The 16,051-nt window shown below is 36.4% G+C and carries 13 protein-coding genes and 1 tRNA gene; 10 read left to right on the forward strand and 4 right to left on the reverse strand.

Going from position 1 to position 16,051, the window contains the following annotated elements; all coding sequences use genetic code 11:
* Positions 1 to 62: 62 nt before the first annotated feature.
* The 8 genes from RYK16_RS04735 to RYK16_RS04770 all read left to right on the forward strand — a co-directional run bounded on the left by RYK16_RS04735 (position 63) and on the right by RYK16_RS04770 (position 11,249).
* A complete protein-coding gene (locus RYK16_RS04735; RefSeq protein WP_314851126.1) occupies positions 63 to 575 on the forward strand; it encodes a hypothetical protein in 513 nt (170 codons plus the stop codon).
* Positions 576 to 762: 187 nt separating this feature from the next.
* Positions 763 to 1,590, forward strand: coding sequence for an energy-coupling factor transporter ATPase (locus RYK16_RS04740; RefSeq protein WP_314851127.1), 828 nt, complete (start codon positions 763 to 765; stop codon positions 1,588 to 1,590).
* Positions 1,566 to 2,426 (forward strand): energy-coupling factor transporter ATPase, encoded by an 861-nt coding sequence (locus tag RYK16_RS04745; RefSeq protein WP_314851128.1) that lies wholly within the window; start codon positions 1,566 to 1,568, stop codon positions 2,424 to 2,426. Before RYK16_RS04740 ends, RYK16_RS04745 begins: the two co-directional genes overlap by 25 nt.
* The gene (locus RYK16_RS04750) at positions 2,419 to 3,219 is read left to right on the forward strand and encodes an energy-coupling factor transporter transmembrane component T (protein ID WP_314851130.1); all 801 of its coding nucleotides are present in this window, start codon (positions 2,419 to 2,421) and stop codon (positions 3,217 to 3,219) included. Before RYK16_RS04745 ends, RYK16_RS04750 begins: the two co-directional genes overlap by 8 nt.
* Positions 3,216 to 4,301 carry a tRNA pseudouridine(38-40) synthase TruA gene (gene truA / locus RYK16_RS04755; RefSeq protein WP_314851131.1) on the forward strand — a complete coding sequence of 362 codons (1,086 nt, stop codon included), beginning with the start codon at positions 3,216 to 3,218 and terminating at the stop codon, positions 4,299 to 4,301. Before RYK16_RS04750 ends, truA begins: the two co-directional genes overlap by 4 nt.
* Before the next feature lie 92 nt (positions 4,302 to 4,393).
* Positions 4,394 to 4,828, forward strand: coding sequence for a 50S ribosomal protein L13 (gene rplM, locus RYK16_RS04760; protein WP_006526830.1), 435 nt, complete (start codon positions 4,394 to 4,396; stop codon positions 4,826 to 4,828).
* 15 nt (positions 4,829 to 4,843) lie between these two features.
* Positions 4,844 to 5,245: a 30S ribosomal protein S9 gene (gene rpsI, locus RYK16_RS04765; RefSeq protein ID WP_006526831.1), complete on the forward strand. Its 402-nt coding sequence runs from the start codon at positions 4,844 to 4,846 to the stop codon at positions 5,243 to 5,245.
* Positions 5,246 to 5,972: 727 nt separating this feature from the next.
* On the forward strand, positions 5,973 to 11,249 hold the full coding sequence (locus RYK16_RS04770; RefSeq protein ID WP_314851132.1) for a Cna B-type domain-containing protein: 5,277 nt from the start codon (positions 5,973 to 5,975) through the stop codon (positions 11,247 to 11,249).
* A gap of 49 nt (positions 11,250 to 11,298) precedes the next feature.
* On the opposite strand, the gene RYK16_RS04775 is transcribed toward RYK16_RS04770, so the two are convergent.
* A complete protein-coding gene (locus RYK16_RS04775; protein WP_399554528.1) occupies positions 11,299 to 11,784 on the reverse strand; it encodes a VanZ family protein in 486 nt (161 codons plus the stop codon).
* Between the two features lie 85 nt (positions 11,785 to 11,869).
* On the opposite strand from RYK16_RS04775, the gene RYK16_RS04780 reads away from it, so the two are divergent.
* A complete protein-coding gene (locus RYK16_RS04780) occupies positions 11,870 to 13,159 on the forward strand; it encodes a glycosyltransferase family 2 protein (RefSeq protein ID WP_314851135.1) in 1,290 nt (429 codons plus the stop codon).
* Positions 13,160 to 13,266: 107 nt separating this feature from the next.
* Positions 13,267 to 14,478, forward strand: coding sequence for an aminotransferase class I/II-fold pyridoxal phosphate-dependent enzyme (locus RYK16_RS04785; RefSeq protein ID WP_314851137.1), 1,212 nt, complete (start codon positions 13,267 to 13,269; stop codon positions 14,476 to 14,478).
* 86 nt (positions 14,479 to 14,564) lie between these two features.
* Here RYK16_RS04785 and RYK16_RS04790 read toward each other — a convergent pair whose 3' ends face one another.
* From RYK16_RS04790 to RYK16_RS04800, 3 genes are all read right to left on the reverse strand, one after another.
* Positions 14,565 to 15,314, reverse strand: a complete 750-nt coding sequence (locus RYK16_RS04790; RefSeq protein ID WP_314851139.1) for an MBL fold metallo-hydrolase — start codon at positions 15,312 to 15,314, stop codon at positions 14,565 to 14,567.
* 152 nt (positions 15,315 to 15,466) lie between these two features.
* Positions 15,467 to 15,540, reverse strand: a tRNA-Pro gene (locus tag RYK16_RS04795).
* 53 nt (positions 15,541 to 15,593) lie between these two features.
* A complete protein-coding gene (locus RYK16_RS04800; protein ID WP_298663608.1) occupies positions 15,594 to 15,995 on the reverse strand; it encodes a hypothetical protein in 402 nt (133 codons plus the stop codon).
* Positions 15,996 to 16,051: the final 56 nt, after the last annotated feature.

A 16,051-nucleotide genomic window follows, 5' to 3' on the forward strand; every position in this document is an offset into this window, starting at 1 on the left:
CGTTAGGGTATTTTAGCTAGATGTGCTAAAATATGGCATATAGAGACAGAGAGGAGACAACTATGTTAAATAGACTATTTGGTGCTCTTGCGGTGGCTGTCGGTGTTGGTGCAGTCGTTGCAGTAAAGCTATTAAAAGATCAGAAAGAAACAGAAAATAACGAAGTAGAAGATGATAATGAAGTACATTTTATAACCTTGTCAGACGGAGATGGAGTAGCACAGCCTACTTATGACGCAAGTGATCGTTCTCCAGAAGTACAGGAAGTATGTGGTGTATATCCATATCTTAATCCAGACTTTGTAGAAGAATTGCTAGCAGAAGCTAGTTCCTTAAACGGTATGTTTGAACAAGATACACTCGTGACAATTCATCACTATGTATCATTCGAAAGCGAAAAAAACCGTGAGGCTTTCTCTGATATCATGACGGCTGCTGGCTATGAATGTGCAGAAGAAGGTATCACAAAGAAGCTATTCGTGGAAGATGGTGCTATTATTAGCGATATCTTAAACGTTGCCAACCAAGCTTCTGTATTAAACGGTAACTACCAGAACTACTCTATTCAGAAGTAGGAACAAACAAGTTTTCATAAGAAAAAAGTTGGAGTGAAAGCTTCAACTTTTTATACGATTTTATGAATTTGATGTAAATTCACTAGATTCAGGTTTGTAGTTTGAGTGTAATGGAAAAAGAATGATATAATATGCACGCTTTGTAGATATACAGAAGCTGCGTAAGAAGTACAGGAGATAAGAGCACATGGGGATTATCGAAGTAAAAAATCTCAGTTTTGCATATGATGAAAGTGCTAAGACAATTGATGAAGTTTCCTTTTCAATCGAGGAAGGGACCTATACAACAATTATTGGACACAACGGTAGTGGAAAATCCACGATTGCGAAGTTGATTGCGGGTCTTTTAGAGAAGGCTTCCGGTTCAATCATGGTTGATGGCATGGAATTAAATGTAGAAAACTTAAATAAAATTCGTTCTAATATCGGTATTGTTTTTCAGAATCCAGATAACCAGTTTATTGGTTCAACGGTGAGAGATGATATCGCTTTTGGACTTGAAAATCATTGTGTGCTACAAGAAGATATGGACCGTATCATCGAAGAAAACGCAGCTCTTGTTGGAATGACGAAGTATCTGAATCAAGAACCTACACGATTAAGTGGTGGGCAGAAACAGCGTGTTGCGATTGCAGGTGTACTTGCAATGAAGCCAAAGATTCTCATCTTTGATGAAGCAACATCAATGTTAGACCCACAAGGTAAAGATGAAATCAAACGTGTCATCACAGAATTACATGGTGAAAGCAAGTTGACAATTCTTTCTATCACACATGATATTGATGAAGTCGCTAAGAGCGATTATGTGATTGCGATGGATGGTGGTCATGTGGCAATGACAGGAACACCAAAGGAAATCTTTAAAGATCCAGAGAAGTTAAAGAAGATGAAGTTTGATATTCCTTTCAGCTTAAAGTTGAGTGAGGAATTGCAGGCATGTGGTCTGCATGTTTCATCGCATATTACACAGGAAGGACTGGTGGAAGAATTATGCCAATTACATTCGAGCATGTAAAACATATTTATAGCACCGGTACACCTTACCAATATGATGCTTTAAAGGATATTAACCTGAATATTACAGAAAATAAAATTACAGCAATTATCGGACAGACAGGTTCTGGTAAGAGTACACTGATTCAGCATTTAAATGCATTACTTTTACCAACCGAAGGCACGATTCATATTCTTGACCGTACAATCGACGCAAAAGAAACACCGAAGAAATTGAAGTCTTTACGTGGTGATGTTGGTCTTGTCTTCCAGTTCCCTGAATATCAGTTATTTGAAGAAACTGTTTTGAAGGATGTTGCGTTTGGGCCAAAGAACTTTGGATGTACGGAAGAAGAAGCTATTAAAAAAGCAAAGGACGCATTAAAACTAGTTGGTCTTGGCGTTGAGAACTATGAAAAAAGCCCACTGGAATTATCTGGTGGACAAAAGAGAAGAACGGCGATTGCAGGTATCCTAGCGATGGATCCAAAGATTATTGTTTTGGATGAGCCAACTGCTGGTCTTGATCCAATCGGTACGGTACAGATGATGGAATTATTCTATGCATTAAACCGTAAATATAATAAGACAGTGCTAATCGTATCACATGATATGGAGCAGGTTTATAAATATTGTGATGAAGTAGTTGTAGTGGAAGATGGAACAATCCGTTTCCATGATAGTACAAAGAAGTTCTTTGATAATTCTGAACTATGCCGCAGTATGAATATTTTACCTCCAGCACTGATTCAGATGAAAGATAGCTTACGTAAGAAGGGATTTGAGATTTCAGATGAAATTAATGATATTCCAACGCTTGCGAAAGAAATCGTAAGGCAGGTGAAGAAACATGGGTAATTTTACACTTGGACGTTATCTGCCATTAGACTCCCCAATCCATAAGATGGATCCACGCGCGAAGATCATTGCGATGTTGGTGATGTTAATCGCAGTGTTTATTCCAGCGGGCTGGATTGGTTATGGTGTTATCTTTGTAGTGGCCGCTAGTACGATACTCATCTCGAAGTTAAGTTTTGGTTTTATTTGGAAATCTATGAAGCCAATGTTGATGATGTTATTCTTCTTATTAATCATCAATGCATTTGTGATGAAGACAGGCGAACCATTACTAACACTTGGAAGTTTTGTCATCTATAGTGATGCAGTATTCCAAACACTTTATATTGCGATTCGACTCATGTTGATGATTATGATTACAACATGCTTGACTGCCACAACAAAACCTTTAGATATGACTTTGGGTATTGAAGATTTACTAATGCCTTTAAAGAGATTCCATGTACCAGCACATGAAATTGCGATGTTAATTAGTATTGCGCTACGTTTTATTCCAGACTTAATTGAAGAAACACAGCGTATTATGAAGGCGCAACAATCGCGTGGGGTTGATATGAAGGAAGGTAAACTCATGGAGAGAGTCATGGCGATTCTTTCCCTGATTGTTCCATTATTCGTATCTGCTCTCCAACGTGCAGAAGATCTTGCGAATGCTATGGAGGCTAGAGGTTATGCACCAGGAGAAAAGCGTACACGTTATAAAGTCTTAAAGATGGAAAAGCGTGATTACTTCTTATTACTTGGTGCCTTTACAACTCTAATTGTGATGATTGGATTGGCGATTCTATTATGATGCGCTATAAATGTGTTGTATCTTATGTTGGAAGAAATTATTCTGGCTGGCAATCACAGCGCAGGGGAGATTCCATTCAGGAAATCCTCGAAGCAGTGATTGAACGTATTACACAGGAAAAGGTAAACGTTATTGGATCTGGTAGAACAGATGCAGGGGTAAGTGCTAGCGCACAGGTATTCATGTTTGATACAAAGCGCAAGATGCCAGCTCGTAAGTGGATGGGCGCAATCAATGCCTTTTTGCCAGATGATATTCATATCATGGCAGTTGAAGAAGAGGATGATTGTTTCCATGCAAGATATAACGTTCGCTTTAAACAATATAACTATCGTATCAATCATGGGCCATACAACGTATTTACAAAAGATACAGTTTTCCAATGCCCAATGCATTTGGATGTAGAAAAAATGAGGGAAGGTATTCCTTATCTTGTTGGAACACATGATTTTACATCCTTGAATTCCAGTTCTTTGGAAGAATATCCAGATCAAGTAAGAACTGTACGTTCCATCACATTAACAGAAGAGGATGGCGTTATTACGCTATCTTTTGTAGGAAAGGGCTTCTTACGATATATGGTTCGCATGATGGCTTCTGTATTAATTGAAATCGGACAGCATAAGTATGAACCAACTCATATTCAAGAGATTCTAGCTGCGAAGCGTAAAAGCTTCCCACATAAAAATAGTCCTGCTGAAGGACTGACATTAGAGTATGTTGATTACTTTAAGACATTGGCGCTTGATGAAACAGGAATGGTTCGTGAGTTTTTAATGGGAGATGATACCTCTTGTACAAACCAAGAGCTTTCTATATTAGAGCAAGTAGTCAAAGAGAATGCTAGCCACCAGTTCTATGCGATGACGACAAGACATAGTCAAGAATTATTGGGATATTATGAAATCAATCAAGGGGACGCTTCATTACATATTCTTGAAGAAGAACGTGGTATCCCGCTTGCAAAAACACTACTTCCACAACTTGAGAAACGCTTACAAAAGCAAGTAAACTTCAAGCCGATTCAGATTTATACAAAAAGTGGAAAAATTGTATCAAATTTAGTAGAAGAATCGAAATAATCTAATTGACTTGCGGGGTATCAACGGCTAAAATGGTAAATGGCACTTCATGCCAATGTAGCCCCGGAAACTACATATGGAGGAAAGTAAAAATGCGTCAAACAACTATGTTAAAGCCAAGTGAAGTTGTTCGTCAGTGGTATATCGTTGATGGAACTGACTGCACATTAGGACGTCTAGCTACTCAGGTAGCAACATTATTAAGAGGCAAGCACAAGCCTGCCTACACACCACACGTTGACTGTGGAGATTATGTAATTGTAATCAATGCAGACAAGATTAAGATTAGTGGTGACCAGGATGCAAAGAAGTTCTACTATAGTCATTCTATGTATCCAGGAGGACTTCGTACAAGAAGTACAAAGGTTATGCGTGAAAACTACACTGTTGAATGGGTTGAAAAAGCCATCAAGGGTATGTTACCACATAACAAATTGGGTGATGTACAACGTAAGCATGTATTTGTTTACACAGGTGCTGAACACCCACACGCAGCTCAGAAGCCTGTTGAGCTGAAGGTAAAGTAAGGAGGATAAGACAAGATGGCAACTAAGAAGAAAGTAACTTATGTTGGAACAGGACGCCGTAAGCAGTCCGTTGCTCGTGTCTTCATGACTCCGGGTACAGGTGTTGTAACAGTTAATGGTCGTACTTTAGAAGAATACCTACCACAAGCAACATTACGCATGGTAGTAAATTCACCATTAGTACTCACAGAAACTAAGGAACAGTTCGATATCAAGATCAACGTAGCAGGTGGCGGTTATACTGGCCAGGCTGGTGCAATGCGTCATGGTATTGCTAGAGCTCTTCTAGAAGCTTCTGCAGATTACAGACCAGCATTAAAGAAGGCTGGTTTCCTAACACGTGATTCCCGTGAGAAGGAAAGAAAGAAGTACGGTTTAAAGGGTGCTCGTCGCGCTCCACAGTTCTCCAAGCGTTAATTTGCTGGATTGGACAGTACAACAAACAAACACTTTGCATGTATTTGCAGGGTGTTTTTTTAGATTAAATAATAACAATAAGAAAGTAGTAGAATTTACTTTCTAGATAACAGACAGGAGCTTGCATCAATATAGTACTGAAAAAGAATTTTGAATTTGAATTGGTACATAGAATTCATATAATTTATTAGAAACTATAAATTTCATACATTGTATAGGGAATCAATAGAATATCTTGGTTTCCTTTTTTGCATGTTTAAAAATGTTAAGTTTTCCTTAAGAAAGTTTAGAAAATTGATTCAAAAAATAGTATTTTTGTATAGGAAAATTTATCAATTTAAAGACTAAAAAATAATATTAATTTTTTTCTTTATCATGATGTCGAAGCCTTAAAAATATAGACACAGTATAGAGATTTTGAATATAGTGTATAAAATTTATCTTTTGATGTATCCGGTTTTTGCGTCAAAAATGATATGCATTTTAATCATAAAATAATGTATTTTTGATGTAAAAAATGGTGAGTCATCATTTTTGACGATTACAAAATTATCTTTTAAAATTTAACATGAATACAACTGCGAAGTTTCATTAGTCGATACATATAAAGTCATGTAGGAACAAGCAAATGTATGTGAGTTAAATGCAAATTGATGAATCAAAATAAAAAGTTAATTATTCTGTTTGTATCGTGAGATATAAAAAAAGTAAAGGGGGATTTATGAGTATGAAGAATAGGAAGATGAGATGGTTTTCTCATGTTATGACTGTTGTTTTGATGATGAGTATGATGTTGGTAAATATTTTACCAACACATGCAGTTGGTTCTACACCAGCACCTGTCTCGGAGACGATTAATTTTGGGGCTAATGGTACTTTGAAAATTAATGTAAAACCAACATCACAAACGGAAGTTAGTGGAACAGATAATATTTCAACAGGTATCGAAATTGACGGTACTGGTTTAACACAGCCTGTTGATGGTTTATACCTAGAAGTTGAAGTAAATACAAAACAGTCTTCTAAGAATTTTAATGACACTAATAATATTGAAAGTAATACATACTTGGATAACTTCTCTACTCCGGCTGCCAAGACACAGCCTATTATCAAATCTGAGGAAACTATCGTAACAAACGATGGAAGAACTATTAAGCGTATTTATCTTAATGAGATTGATAATACCGTTAAGTTAGAACTTCCTTATGTTATGAGTTTTTCCAATGGTATTACGCCAAAGGATTTTGAGTTGAAACCTATCGTACGTGTTTATGATAGTTCAAAGACAAATCTTGCGACTCTTAAAGAGCAGACATATACAATTAAGTATAATAATCCATGGTTAATTAAGCAGGTTGCAGGTGAAGAAACAGATAATCAGCTTGTTTATGGTGGTATTAATAAGCAAGGGGATCCAAATTCTTTATCAGATGATAGAACATCTGACGTCATCTTTAATTTTAGATTGAATAAATACGATCGTGCATATCGTTCTCTTGTCATCACAGATACACTTCCAACATATATTAACTATGCTGGCCAAACGGTGACAGCACACTTTGATCCTGCAAAGAATCCAAACTGGACACTAGGTGCAGATGGTAAGACAGTAACATTGAGATATGATGTTCCGACTGGTACACCGCATTTATATGACAATTATCGTGATAACCTACCAGGATATTCAGAGTTAAGACTCTCTTTCCCGGGGGCGAAATACTTAAATGGTTCAAATCGTGTCGTATTTGAAAATAATGCGACTTTACAAGGATTACCTTATAACCCTAGTGCTGCGGAAGATACGATTGGTAAGGTTGCAGGAAATGAGCATAACTTTGCGTCAGATAAAAAGAAGTTCTGTTTGGCAGGTGATGACTTTAGTGGTGACGGTATGCTTTCAAAGCGTGGACTTAAAACACTCAAGTTTGATAAGAATAGTTTAGCGGTACAAGAAGTTGACTACGGGGTTACATTAATCAATAAACTTGATAAACCTTTGACAGATATCGAATTTATTGAAGATGTAGCAAATACAGATAACCGACTATTCTTAACAAAATTCTACGGTAATCTGGTTGCTTTCGGTTCTAAGATTGGTTTCCAAATGAGCCAGGTTGAAATTAGAGGTTATAAGGATGATGGGACATATGATATTCTTCCTGTGACACCTGATGGTCAAAATTGGTTGTTTAAGAGTGAAATGAATCAAACTGGTAAGACGCAATTACGGTCTTATCTTGATCAGATTAATGATGGTACTTTAGACCCTGCTAATGCGGCACCGATAGTACCTCAGTATAAGAAGGTAGGTTTATATCTAAAGGATGTAACACTTCAGCCAACAAACAGTATCATATTCAACTTGAAGATGATGTTTATGGATCCATTCCATGAGGAATATAGTGCGACAAAACCGTTAACGAATGTCATTAAAGTAACTTCAAATAAGGTGAACGATGATGGCTCTAAGACACCACTAAACTTAACTGGTGCGTGGAATACTTACTTTACACCACTTAATGAAAAAGTACATTTATGGAAGCAAACGTTCTTCCAAAGAGTAGGTATGCCAAATGAACGGTTTACTGCACGTGTAAACTTTAGTCTTACAGAATTATCAAGTGCACGTTATTTCAAGAATCCAACATACATTGATTTATTGCCTACAGGCGTTTCTTTTGATAACTTAACAAATGTAGCACGTGTAGTAAATAATATTGAAGGTTGGTCGTCTGAATTTATAAAGAACTACAATAATACAGGCCGTGATGCGATTAAGATCAAGATGCCTTCTGGTTATGCATATCAATTTGATAATATGGCCTTTGATATTAAGGAACTGGTCATCAATGATGATATTATCCCTAGTAAGGCTGAAAATGATACTTTAAATAACAATAACGAAGTATATTTCTATGCAGACAATTGGACACATGGTGTTCCACCAGAATTGACTGCACAATATGATCCAAACATTTTTGTAAATGATGATTTGGATATTAATATGAACGGTATTACCAATGAAAAGATTTTGAAGGCAACTTCCAAGGTTTTGGGTAATAACGTAGAAAGCATTCGCTCAGATAAGCATATCCGTAGTTTGGAGCCAAATGTAGAAGGCGGAGCTGCCGTTTACGGTAGAGCATTCACCAATAATACAATTACAACTGACTTTGCGGATGTTACAAATACAAGTGGTCTTTTCCAATATCGTATTAGTGTTCGTAACTACTACAACACACCAATGAATAAGATTGTGATGTATGACGTATTCCCATTTGTTGGAGATGGCAGAAATTCTGCTTTCAGTAATACATTACAAGGCCCAGTTGAACTAAAGATTGGTTCAGATGATGTTAGTAGCCTGTATGATATTTACTATCGTACGGATAAATATCCAAATCTAAACGATGTAAACGAATTAAATAGTCCACTTTGGACAACAACACCTACAGATTATTCACAGGTAACTGCAATTAAGATTGTTGGTAAGGATGGTACGATTTTGGAACCATATCGTGTATTATCGGCTTACCTAACAATGAAGACTCCAACGTATGATCCATCTTTGATAGGTGCAATTGCATATAACTCTGCAAATGTCATTTATAACAATGAGTCAATTATGCGTAAGGTACCTCCTGTTGCGAACCAATTGATTGATGTAATGGATGTATCTGTATCAAAGAAGTGGATAGATGCAGATGGTAATCCAATCACTACACCAGATGTAACCTCTATTACAGCGAAGTTATTTGCGGATGGTGTAGATACTGGTAAGACTGTAGATATTACAGCTGCCAATAACTGGAAAGCAACATTCACACACTTACGTCAATACAATGTTGAAACTGCATCAGATGGTACGACAATAAAGACACCAATCGAATACTCTGTAGAAGAAGTTGGAGTAAATGGTGAAGGACAGGTAACCTATAGTGGAAAGAAGTATCAGGTAACTTCTACTTCTGGTAAGGTCAATCAAAATTCCCCAACAGATGCAGTGGCACTAGAGATTACAAATAAACTCGTACAAGAAAAGGTTTCTGTTTCTGGTAAGAAGTTCTGGGTTGATGATGATGATAACGATGGAAAGCGTCCATCATCTATTACAGTTCGATTACTTGCAGATGGTGTTGAAGTTCAGAATAAGACAGTTACAGAAGATGATAACTGGGAGTTTACATTCACTGATTTACCTAAGTTTAAAGGTTCAACAGAGATTGTTTATACAATCAGCGAAGATGCAGTAGCAGATTATTCTACAAGCATTAGTAATTATGATATTGCGAATACACACGCACCTGAACAGATTGTCATTCCTGTAAAGAAGGTATGGGTAGATAATAATGATGCACAATCATTGCGCCCTGCTAGTGTTCATGTGAAGTTATTTGCGGATGGCGAGAAAGTTGATGAAGTTGACTTAAATAGTGCCAATAGTTGGCAGTACATCTTTACAGGCTTATCAAGATATCGTAATGGTCATGAAATTCAGTATACAGTGAAGGAAGATGCAGTAACAAACTACTCTACGGCATATTCTGGAGATATGACTTCAACTATTACGATTACAAATACGATTGACGGTAAGGTTTCGATTCCTGTAACAAAGAAGTGGATTGGTAAGGCAGCAGAAAGTGCTACAATTCATCTTTTAGCGGATGGACAAGAAGCAGCAAATGTAACACTAAACGCTGATAATAACTGGCAATATACCTTTACAGATATGCCTAAGTATAAAGATGGTAAGCTCATCACTTATACAATTTCTGAAGATGCGATAGCTGGTTATACAACGACGATAACAGGTGATGCGACAAATTATGTTGTTACAAATACCAATATGAAGACCATCGATATCCCAGTTACTAAGAACTGGGTAGGAACTGAAGGGACTTCTGCAGAAATCATTCTATCGAAGGATGGTAATGAGATTGATCGTATTACACTGAATGCAGCAAATAACTGGACACATACATTCACCAATCTTGAACTATATGACAAGACGGATGGACATGAATATGCATATACAGTTAAAGAAACAGATATTGCAGGATATGAGAAGAATATTACTGGTAATCAAACAGATGGGTTCACTGTAACAAATACATACAAGCCAACACCAGTAACAGTAAATCCTGACCTTAAGAAGACAGTAGAAGGCAATCCAGCAAATCCTGCGAAGTTTACATTTAACTTTAAGGCATTAGATGCAAATAATCCTATGCCAGAAGGAAGTGTAGATGGAATAAAGGAAGCTACTATTACAGGTTCTGGTACAACTTCTATCGGTAATATCGAATTCAAACTTCCTGGAACTTATGTATATGAACTAACAGAAGTACAAGGTGCAGCAAGAGGATATACTTATGACCAGACTGTATACACATTCACTTATAAAGTGAAGGATGTTAATGGTGATCTACAATCTGAACTTGTCATTACAAAGGGTACGGAAGAAGTGAATACAGCTGAATTTACAAATGTGTATAAACCAAATCCGGTTAAGGTAGATCCACCTGTCGAGAAAGTAGTTGTGGGAAGCCCTGAAAATCCATCGACATTCACATTCCGCTTAAAGACATTAAATCCAAATAATCCAATGCCACAAGGTTCTTCAAATGGTGTGAAGGCAGTTACGATAACAGGCGCTGGTGAAACAGAATTTGGTGAGTTTGAATTCACTGAAGAAGGTACTTATGTTTATGAAATTAGTGAAGAGGTCGGTAGTGACTCTAACTATGCATATGATGCGTCTACATATACGATTACTTATACAGTAACCGATGATAATGGACAGTTAGTTGTAGATACTATGGTTGTAAAGGATGATGGTACACAGATACCTGTTGCGACTTTCGTAAATACCTATACAGAGCCAAAGAAACCAACTCCACCAACATCAGATTCAAATGGAATAGCTTCATTTGCGACAATGTTGTTGGTATCAATCTTAGGTTTTGCGGCTGCTGTAATTAAGAAGAATCAATTGTCTAGATAAAGTAGTTGATACAAATAAAAGCGATTAGCAATGGATGCTAATCGCTTTATTACTTAGAATTTGTTTTAAGTAGATATATTTGATAGAGATATACACCAATACAGGTGCCGATGGTATTAGTAATTACATCACTGACGTCACTAACGCGATCAAATGAAAGTAATGGTTGTAATACTTCAATACCGATGCTTGAAAATAACCCGATAAGAATAACTTGCCATGGTTTGAGAGTTGTATTTTGTTGAATTAAAAAGCCAAATGGTATAAACAATGATATATTTAATAATGACTCAGTTAGATAATCTCCACGCTGTAACTGCCAGTCGATAAACGGATAGAAGTTTGTCTTTGATGAGAATCCACTGAATATATTAGGGATGTGTATGATGATAGGCATCAGTGTTAACATCATCATGACACATATATACAGATAGAGTGCACTATACCAAATCAATTTTTTCTTTGGTAGTTGTTTCCATCTTTGTAAAAAGACAAAATAATATAGACATCCTAAGGCGATGAAATCCGGTAACATGGGTAGAATTTGAATTTGCATAGAAGAATTTTAACACACATGGTGGAAAGTATGTAAAAATAAATGATGTGTGGACGGAGGTCAAATGAAATTTCTTGAACAGTTTACATTAATCACCGATATTATCTTTGGACTAATGATCTTGTTATATCTATATCAGATTGTTTATATTGCGGTAAGTGTATTTAAACGCAAGGTTCCAAAGCTACCTGACGCAAAAAAGAATCATCGATATGCAATCTTTATCTCTGCCCGTAATGAAAAAGGTGTTATTGGCGAATTATTGGATAGTTTACGCAATCAGACCTATCCAGATGACATGTATGATATGTATGTCGTTGCGGATAACTGCACAGACGAGACAGCTGAAGTAGCACGCCAACACGGAGCAATTGTATATGAACGCTTCAACCAGGAAGAAGTCGGTAAGGGGTATGCATTAAACTTTCTTTATCATCATGTGATTGAGTTGAAGGGTGAAGATTACTATGAAGCTTTCATGGTATTTGATGCGGATAATATCATCGATAAGAATTTCTTATATGAAGTAAATAAGACATTTGATACGGGCGAATTTGATGCGATGACAACGTATCGTAACTCTAAGAATTTTGATGAAAACTGGTTGACGGCAGCGTACTCTATTTGGTTTATGCATGAGGCTCGTCATTTAAATTACCCTCGTATGCTACTGGGAGCACAATGTATGATTTCGGGTACAGGCTTTGTCGTTTCTGCGAAAGTAATGAAAGATAACGATGGCTGGCCATACTACCTTTTGACAGAAGATATTCAATTCTCAGTTGTAAGTACGATTAATCAATTAAAGATTGGCTATTGTGATACTGCAATTTTATATGATGAACAACCATCTACTTGGAAACAATCTTGGAAACAACGTATGCGTTGGGCAAAGGGCTTCTATCAGATTGATGGTAAATATTTGGGCGATCTTGCAAAAGGTGTCATTACTGCAAAGGGAAGACGTCTTGCCTTCTATGATATTTTGATGACAGTACTACCTGCCGGATTATTAACAATTGCGATTTTTGGCTTTGTATTATGGATTCTAGCTTCGGCTGGTTTAATGCCATACTATGTACGTCTTGTCTTCCAAAGAGAGATGTTGTGGTTTGTATTTAAGACTATCGGAAGCTTATGGGTCTCCTTAATGATTATTGGGGCTATTACGGTTGGTATGGAGTGGGATCGTATCGAGACCAATAACTGGGCTAAAATTAAGCATTTATTGTTGTTCCCGTTGTTCTTGTTGTCATATTTACCAATTTCTATACAGGCATTGTTTACAAAAGTACATTGGGCACCAATTGAGCATCACTCAACAGAAGAATTAAATAAAAAGAATGAACAGTAAATGAAGTGAACCGGAGAGAGTTCACTTCATTTTTCATATAATGAAATTATTTGGTATTAGGATTATGATGGTAATAGAGATGTTTGAATCACTAGGAGGATTCTACAATGAAATATGACTTTACAACAATTATGGATCGTCATGGCAAAGATGCGATTGCGGTCGATGGGATAGGAACAACTGGAAAACCTGAGTTGCCTGATGAGGGCTTTGATGTAATTCCAATGTGGATTGCAGATATGAACTTTCCTACAGTTCCTTCTGTACAGGAAGAAATCATAAAGCGTGTGAATCATCCTGCATTTGGATATTTTGCGCCAAGTGAAGAATACTATCACAGTATTATCGATTGGCAAAATAAGCGTAATGGAGTAACAGGATTATTACCAGAACATATTGGATATGAAAATGGTGTTCTGGGTGGTTTATTGTCTGCCTTAACAGCTTACGCTGCCCCTGGAGATGCAGTGTTAGTACATAGTCCAACATATATTGGTTTTACGCATTGTTTAAATAATAATGGTTTTCATATTGTACATAGTCCGCTCATAAAAGATAAAGATGGTATCTGGCGGATGGATTATGTAGATATGGAAGAGAAGATTAAGCAAAATCATATTCATGTGGCAATCTTCTGTTCCCCACACAACCCTTGTGGTCGTGTGTGGCAATTGGATGAAATTCAAAAAGCAATGGAAATCTTTGAACGTCATGATGTAGTTGTTATCTCAGATGAAATCTGGTCAGATATTATATTAGAGGGATATAAGCATATTCCTACACAATCTGTGAATGCATGGGCACATGAACATGTAGTTGCATTATACGCACCAAGTAAGACGTTTAATCTTGCAGGACTAGTGGGAGCATATCACATCATCTATAATCAGACGCTACGTGATCGTATCCATTCAAAAGCCTCAAAATCTCACTACAACAATATGAATGTATTATCCATGCATGCATTAATTGGTGCCTATAAACCAGAAGGGCATGCATGGTTAGAAGAATTACGTGAAGTGATCACTGGTAATGTAAATTATGCAGTAGAGTATATCAATGAGAACTTCGAAGGTGTAGAGTTAATGAAGCCAGAAGGAACCTACATGTTGTTTATTGATTGTGAGAAGTGGTGTAAGCAACATAATAAAACAATCGAAGAAGTTGAAAAAGCAGGATATCGTGTTGGTGTAGCTTGGCAAGATGGACGCATGTTTCATGGACCATATAGTATTCGTATGAATCTAGCACTACCTTTATCACGTGTACAAGAAGCGTTTGAACGTTTGAATCAATATGTATTCAACGCAAATTGGTAATAGTATAAGTTTAGAACAATAGAGGTAAGAGACATTTACACTTATGGGCACGAAGTATTCGTGCCCATAATGTGTTATACATGAATTTAAATATCTATTCTCTCACCGATGGTTAGAACTTTATATCCTGCGGCTATAACTTCTTTTTTTGTTGTCTGATAATGGCTATAGTCATCAATATGAATTGGATAAATATTTTTGGGATGTAGTAAATCATTTAGTTGACTTAACATTTTCAAATTCATTGTGAATGGTCCGCCAAATGACTCAGATTTCACGGCTCCTAAATTAGCAAAAACAGCATCTATATTTCTCGAGATATAGTTTGTTAATTTTGGATAGAAAATAGTATCGCTTGTAAAATAAAGCACTTTGGTTTCGGATGGTCCAACAATTGAAATTTGATATCCATTTACTTTTCCTATAATTACCTGCATGATGAAATTACTTGCATGATATGCTGGTATGGCTTTGATGATGATATGATACTCATCAATAGTAAATTTCTTCTCATCATCCCAATTTAAGATGATACTATTTGAACATGACAAATCTTTTATGATTTTTTTATTGGGAGAAATAACAATTTTCTCACGCATGTAGTTTCTTCCAATATCGTCTAGATGATCTTGGTGATTATGTGTGATTAACCAGATATTAACTTTGTTTAGGAGAGTTGTATCGTTGTAGACATCATTTTGTTTCTCAGATACGAACCCTTTGAACTGAACTTTAGTTCCTTTCGGAGATAAATCGGGATCGATGCCAATATAGAATTTATCATCAATGGAGATTACTCCACAGGCAACTCCACAATAAGTAAATGAAATAGACATAAAACCTCTTTTTCTAGCGATTCTAGTTCATTTAGAAATGAACGATTGTTTAGATTCATTATAAAGCATTCTTAGGAATATTGAGTGGTATTCATGTTCCTGATGATATTCAATATCTTCAAAATAAAAATCCGCTATACGGATTTTTATAGTCGGGGTGACGAGATTCGAACTCACGACCTCTTCGTCCCGAACGAAGCGCTCTACCAAGCTGAGCCACACCCCGATACCCTACTGCATATTATATCAAATAGAGAAAAAGTGGAGAGTGAAAATTTATTACTTTGATTGCTTTATGAGATAGAGAATACCACTAATAACACTCGTAATAATTGCTAGCACAATATACATTAATAGAAAACCTGCAATACCTGCCACAATGTCAACGAAGTCCATTGTACCGGTGTGGGTAATGCCTTGACCAATTTCAATTGCAAAGGTAATCACAATAATGAGTGTAAATACATATATAAAGGTTAATGTGAGAAAGTGATGTCGCTTTGCGAGGAATTTGAAGAGTGGATATATAATCGCAATCATTAAAATTCCTAATATACCAATGACTACAAAGTGCAAGTCTTTATCAGATAATCCAATCAGATTATTGTCATTCCATGTCAAAATTGTATTATGAATAGAAGTGATTAGTTCAATCAGAAAATAGAGAATTTTTGTTAACATAGGGACCTCCTTGGGGAGTATCATAGCAGAATTTAATACTGTAATAAAAGTGATAA

The organism is uncultured Solobacterium sp. (genome assembly GCF_963550625.1).
Lineage (GTDB): Bacteria > Bacillota_I > Bacilli_A > Erysipelotrichales > Erysipelotrichaceae > Bulleidia.

Coding starts and splice junctions, on each gene's coding strand:
- rpsI (WP_006526831.1), top strand. CDS start 4,844: ATGGCAACTAAGAAGAAAGTAACTTATGTTGGAACAGGACGCCGTAAG.
- rplM (WP_006526830.1), top strand. CDS start 4,394: ATGCGTCAAACAACTATGTTAAAGCCAAGTGAAGTTGTTCGTCAGTGG.
- truA (WP_314851131.1), top strand. CDS start 3,216: ATGATGCGCTATAAATGTGTTGTATCTTATGTTGGAAGAAATTATTCT.
- RYK16_RS04800 (WP_298663608.1), bottom strand. CDS start 15,995: ATGTTAACAAAAATTCTCTATTTTCTGATTGAACTAATCACTTCTATT.
- RYK16_RS04740 (WP_314851127.1), top strand. CDS start 763: ATGGGGATTATCGAAGTAAAAAATCTCAGTTTTGCATATGATGAAAGT.
- RYK16_RS04770 (WP_314851132.1), top strand. CDS start 5,973: ATGAAGAATAGGAAGATGAGATGGTTTTCTCATGTTATGACTGTTGTT.
- RYK16_RS04780 (WP_314851135.1), top strand. CDS start 11,870: ATGAAATTTCTTGAACAGTTTACATTAATCACCGATATTATCTTTGGA.
- RYK16_RS04750 (WP_314851130.1), top strand. CDS start 2,419: ATGGGTAATTTTACACTTGGACGTTATCTGCCATTAGACTCCCCAATC.
- RYK16_RS04785 (WP_314851137.1), top strand. CDS start 13,267: ATGAAATATGACTTTACAACAATTATGGATCGTCATGGCAAAGATGCG.
- RYK16_RS04735 (WP_314851126.1), top strand. CDS start 63: ATGTTAAATAGACTATTTGGTGCTCTTGCGGTGGCTGTCGGTGTTGGT.
- RYK16_RS04775 (WP_399554528.1), bottom strand. CDS start 11,784: ATGTTACCGGATTTCATCGCCTTAGGATGTCTATATTATTTTGTCTTT.
- RYK16_RS04745 (WP_314851128.1), top strand. CDS start 1,566: ATGCCAATTACATTCGAGCATGTAAAACATATTTATAGCACCGGTACA.
- RYK16_RS04790 (WP_314851139.1), bottom strand. CDS start 15,314: ATGTCTATTTCATTTACTTATTGTGGAGTTGCCTGTGGAGTAATCTCC.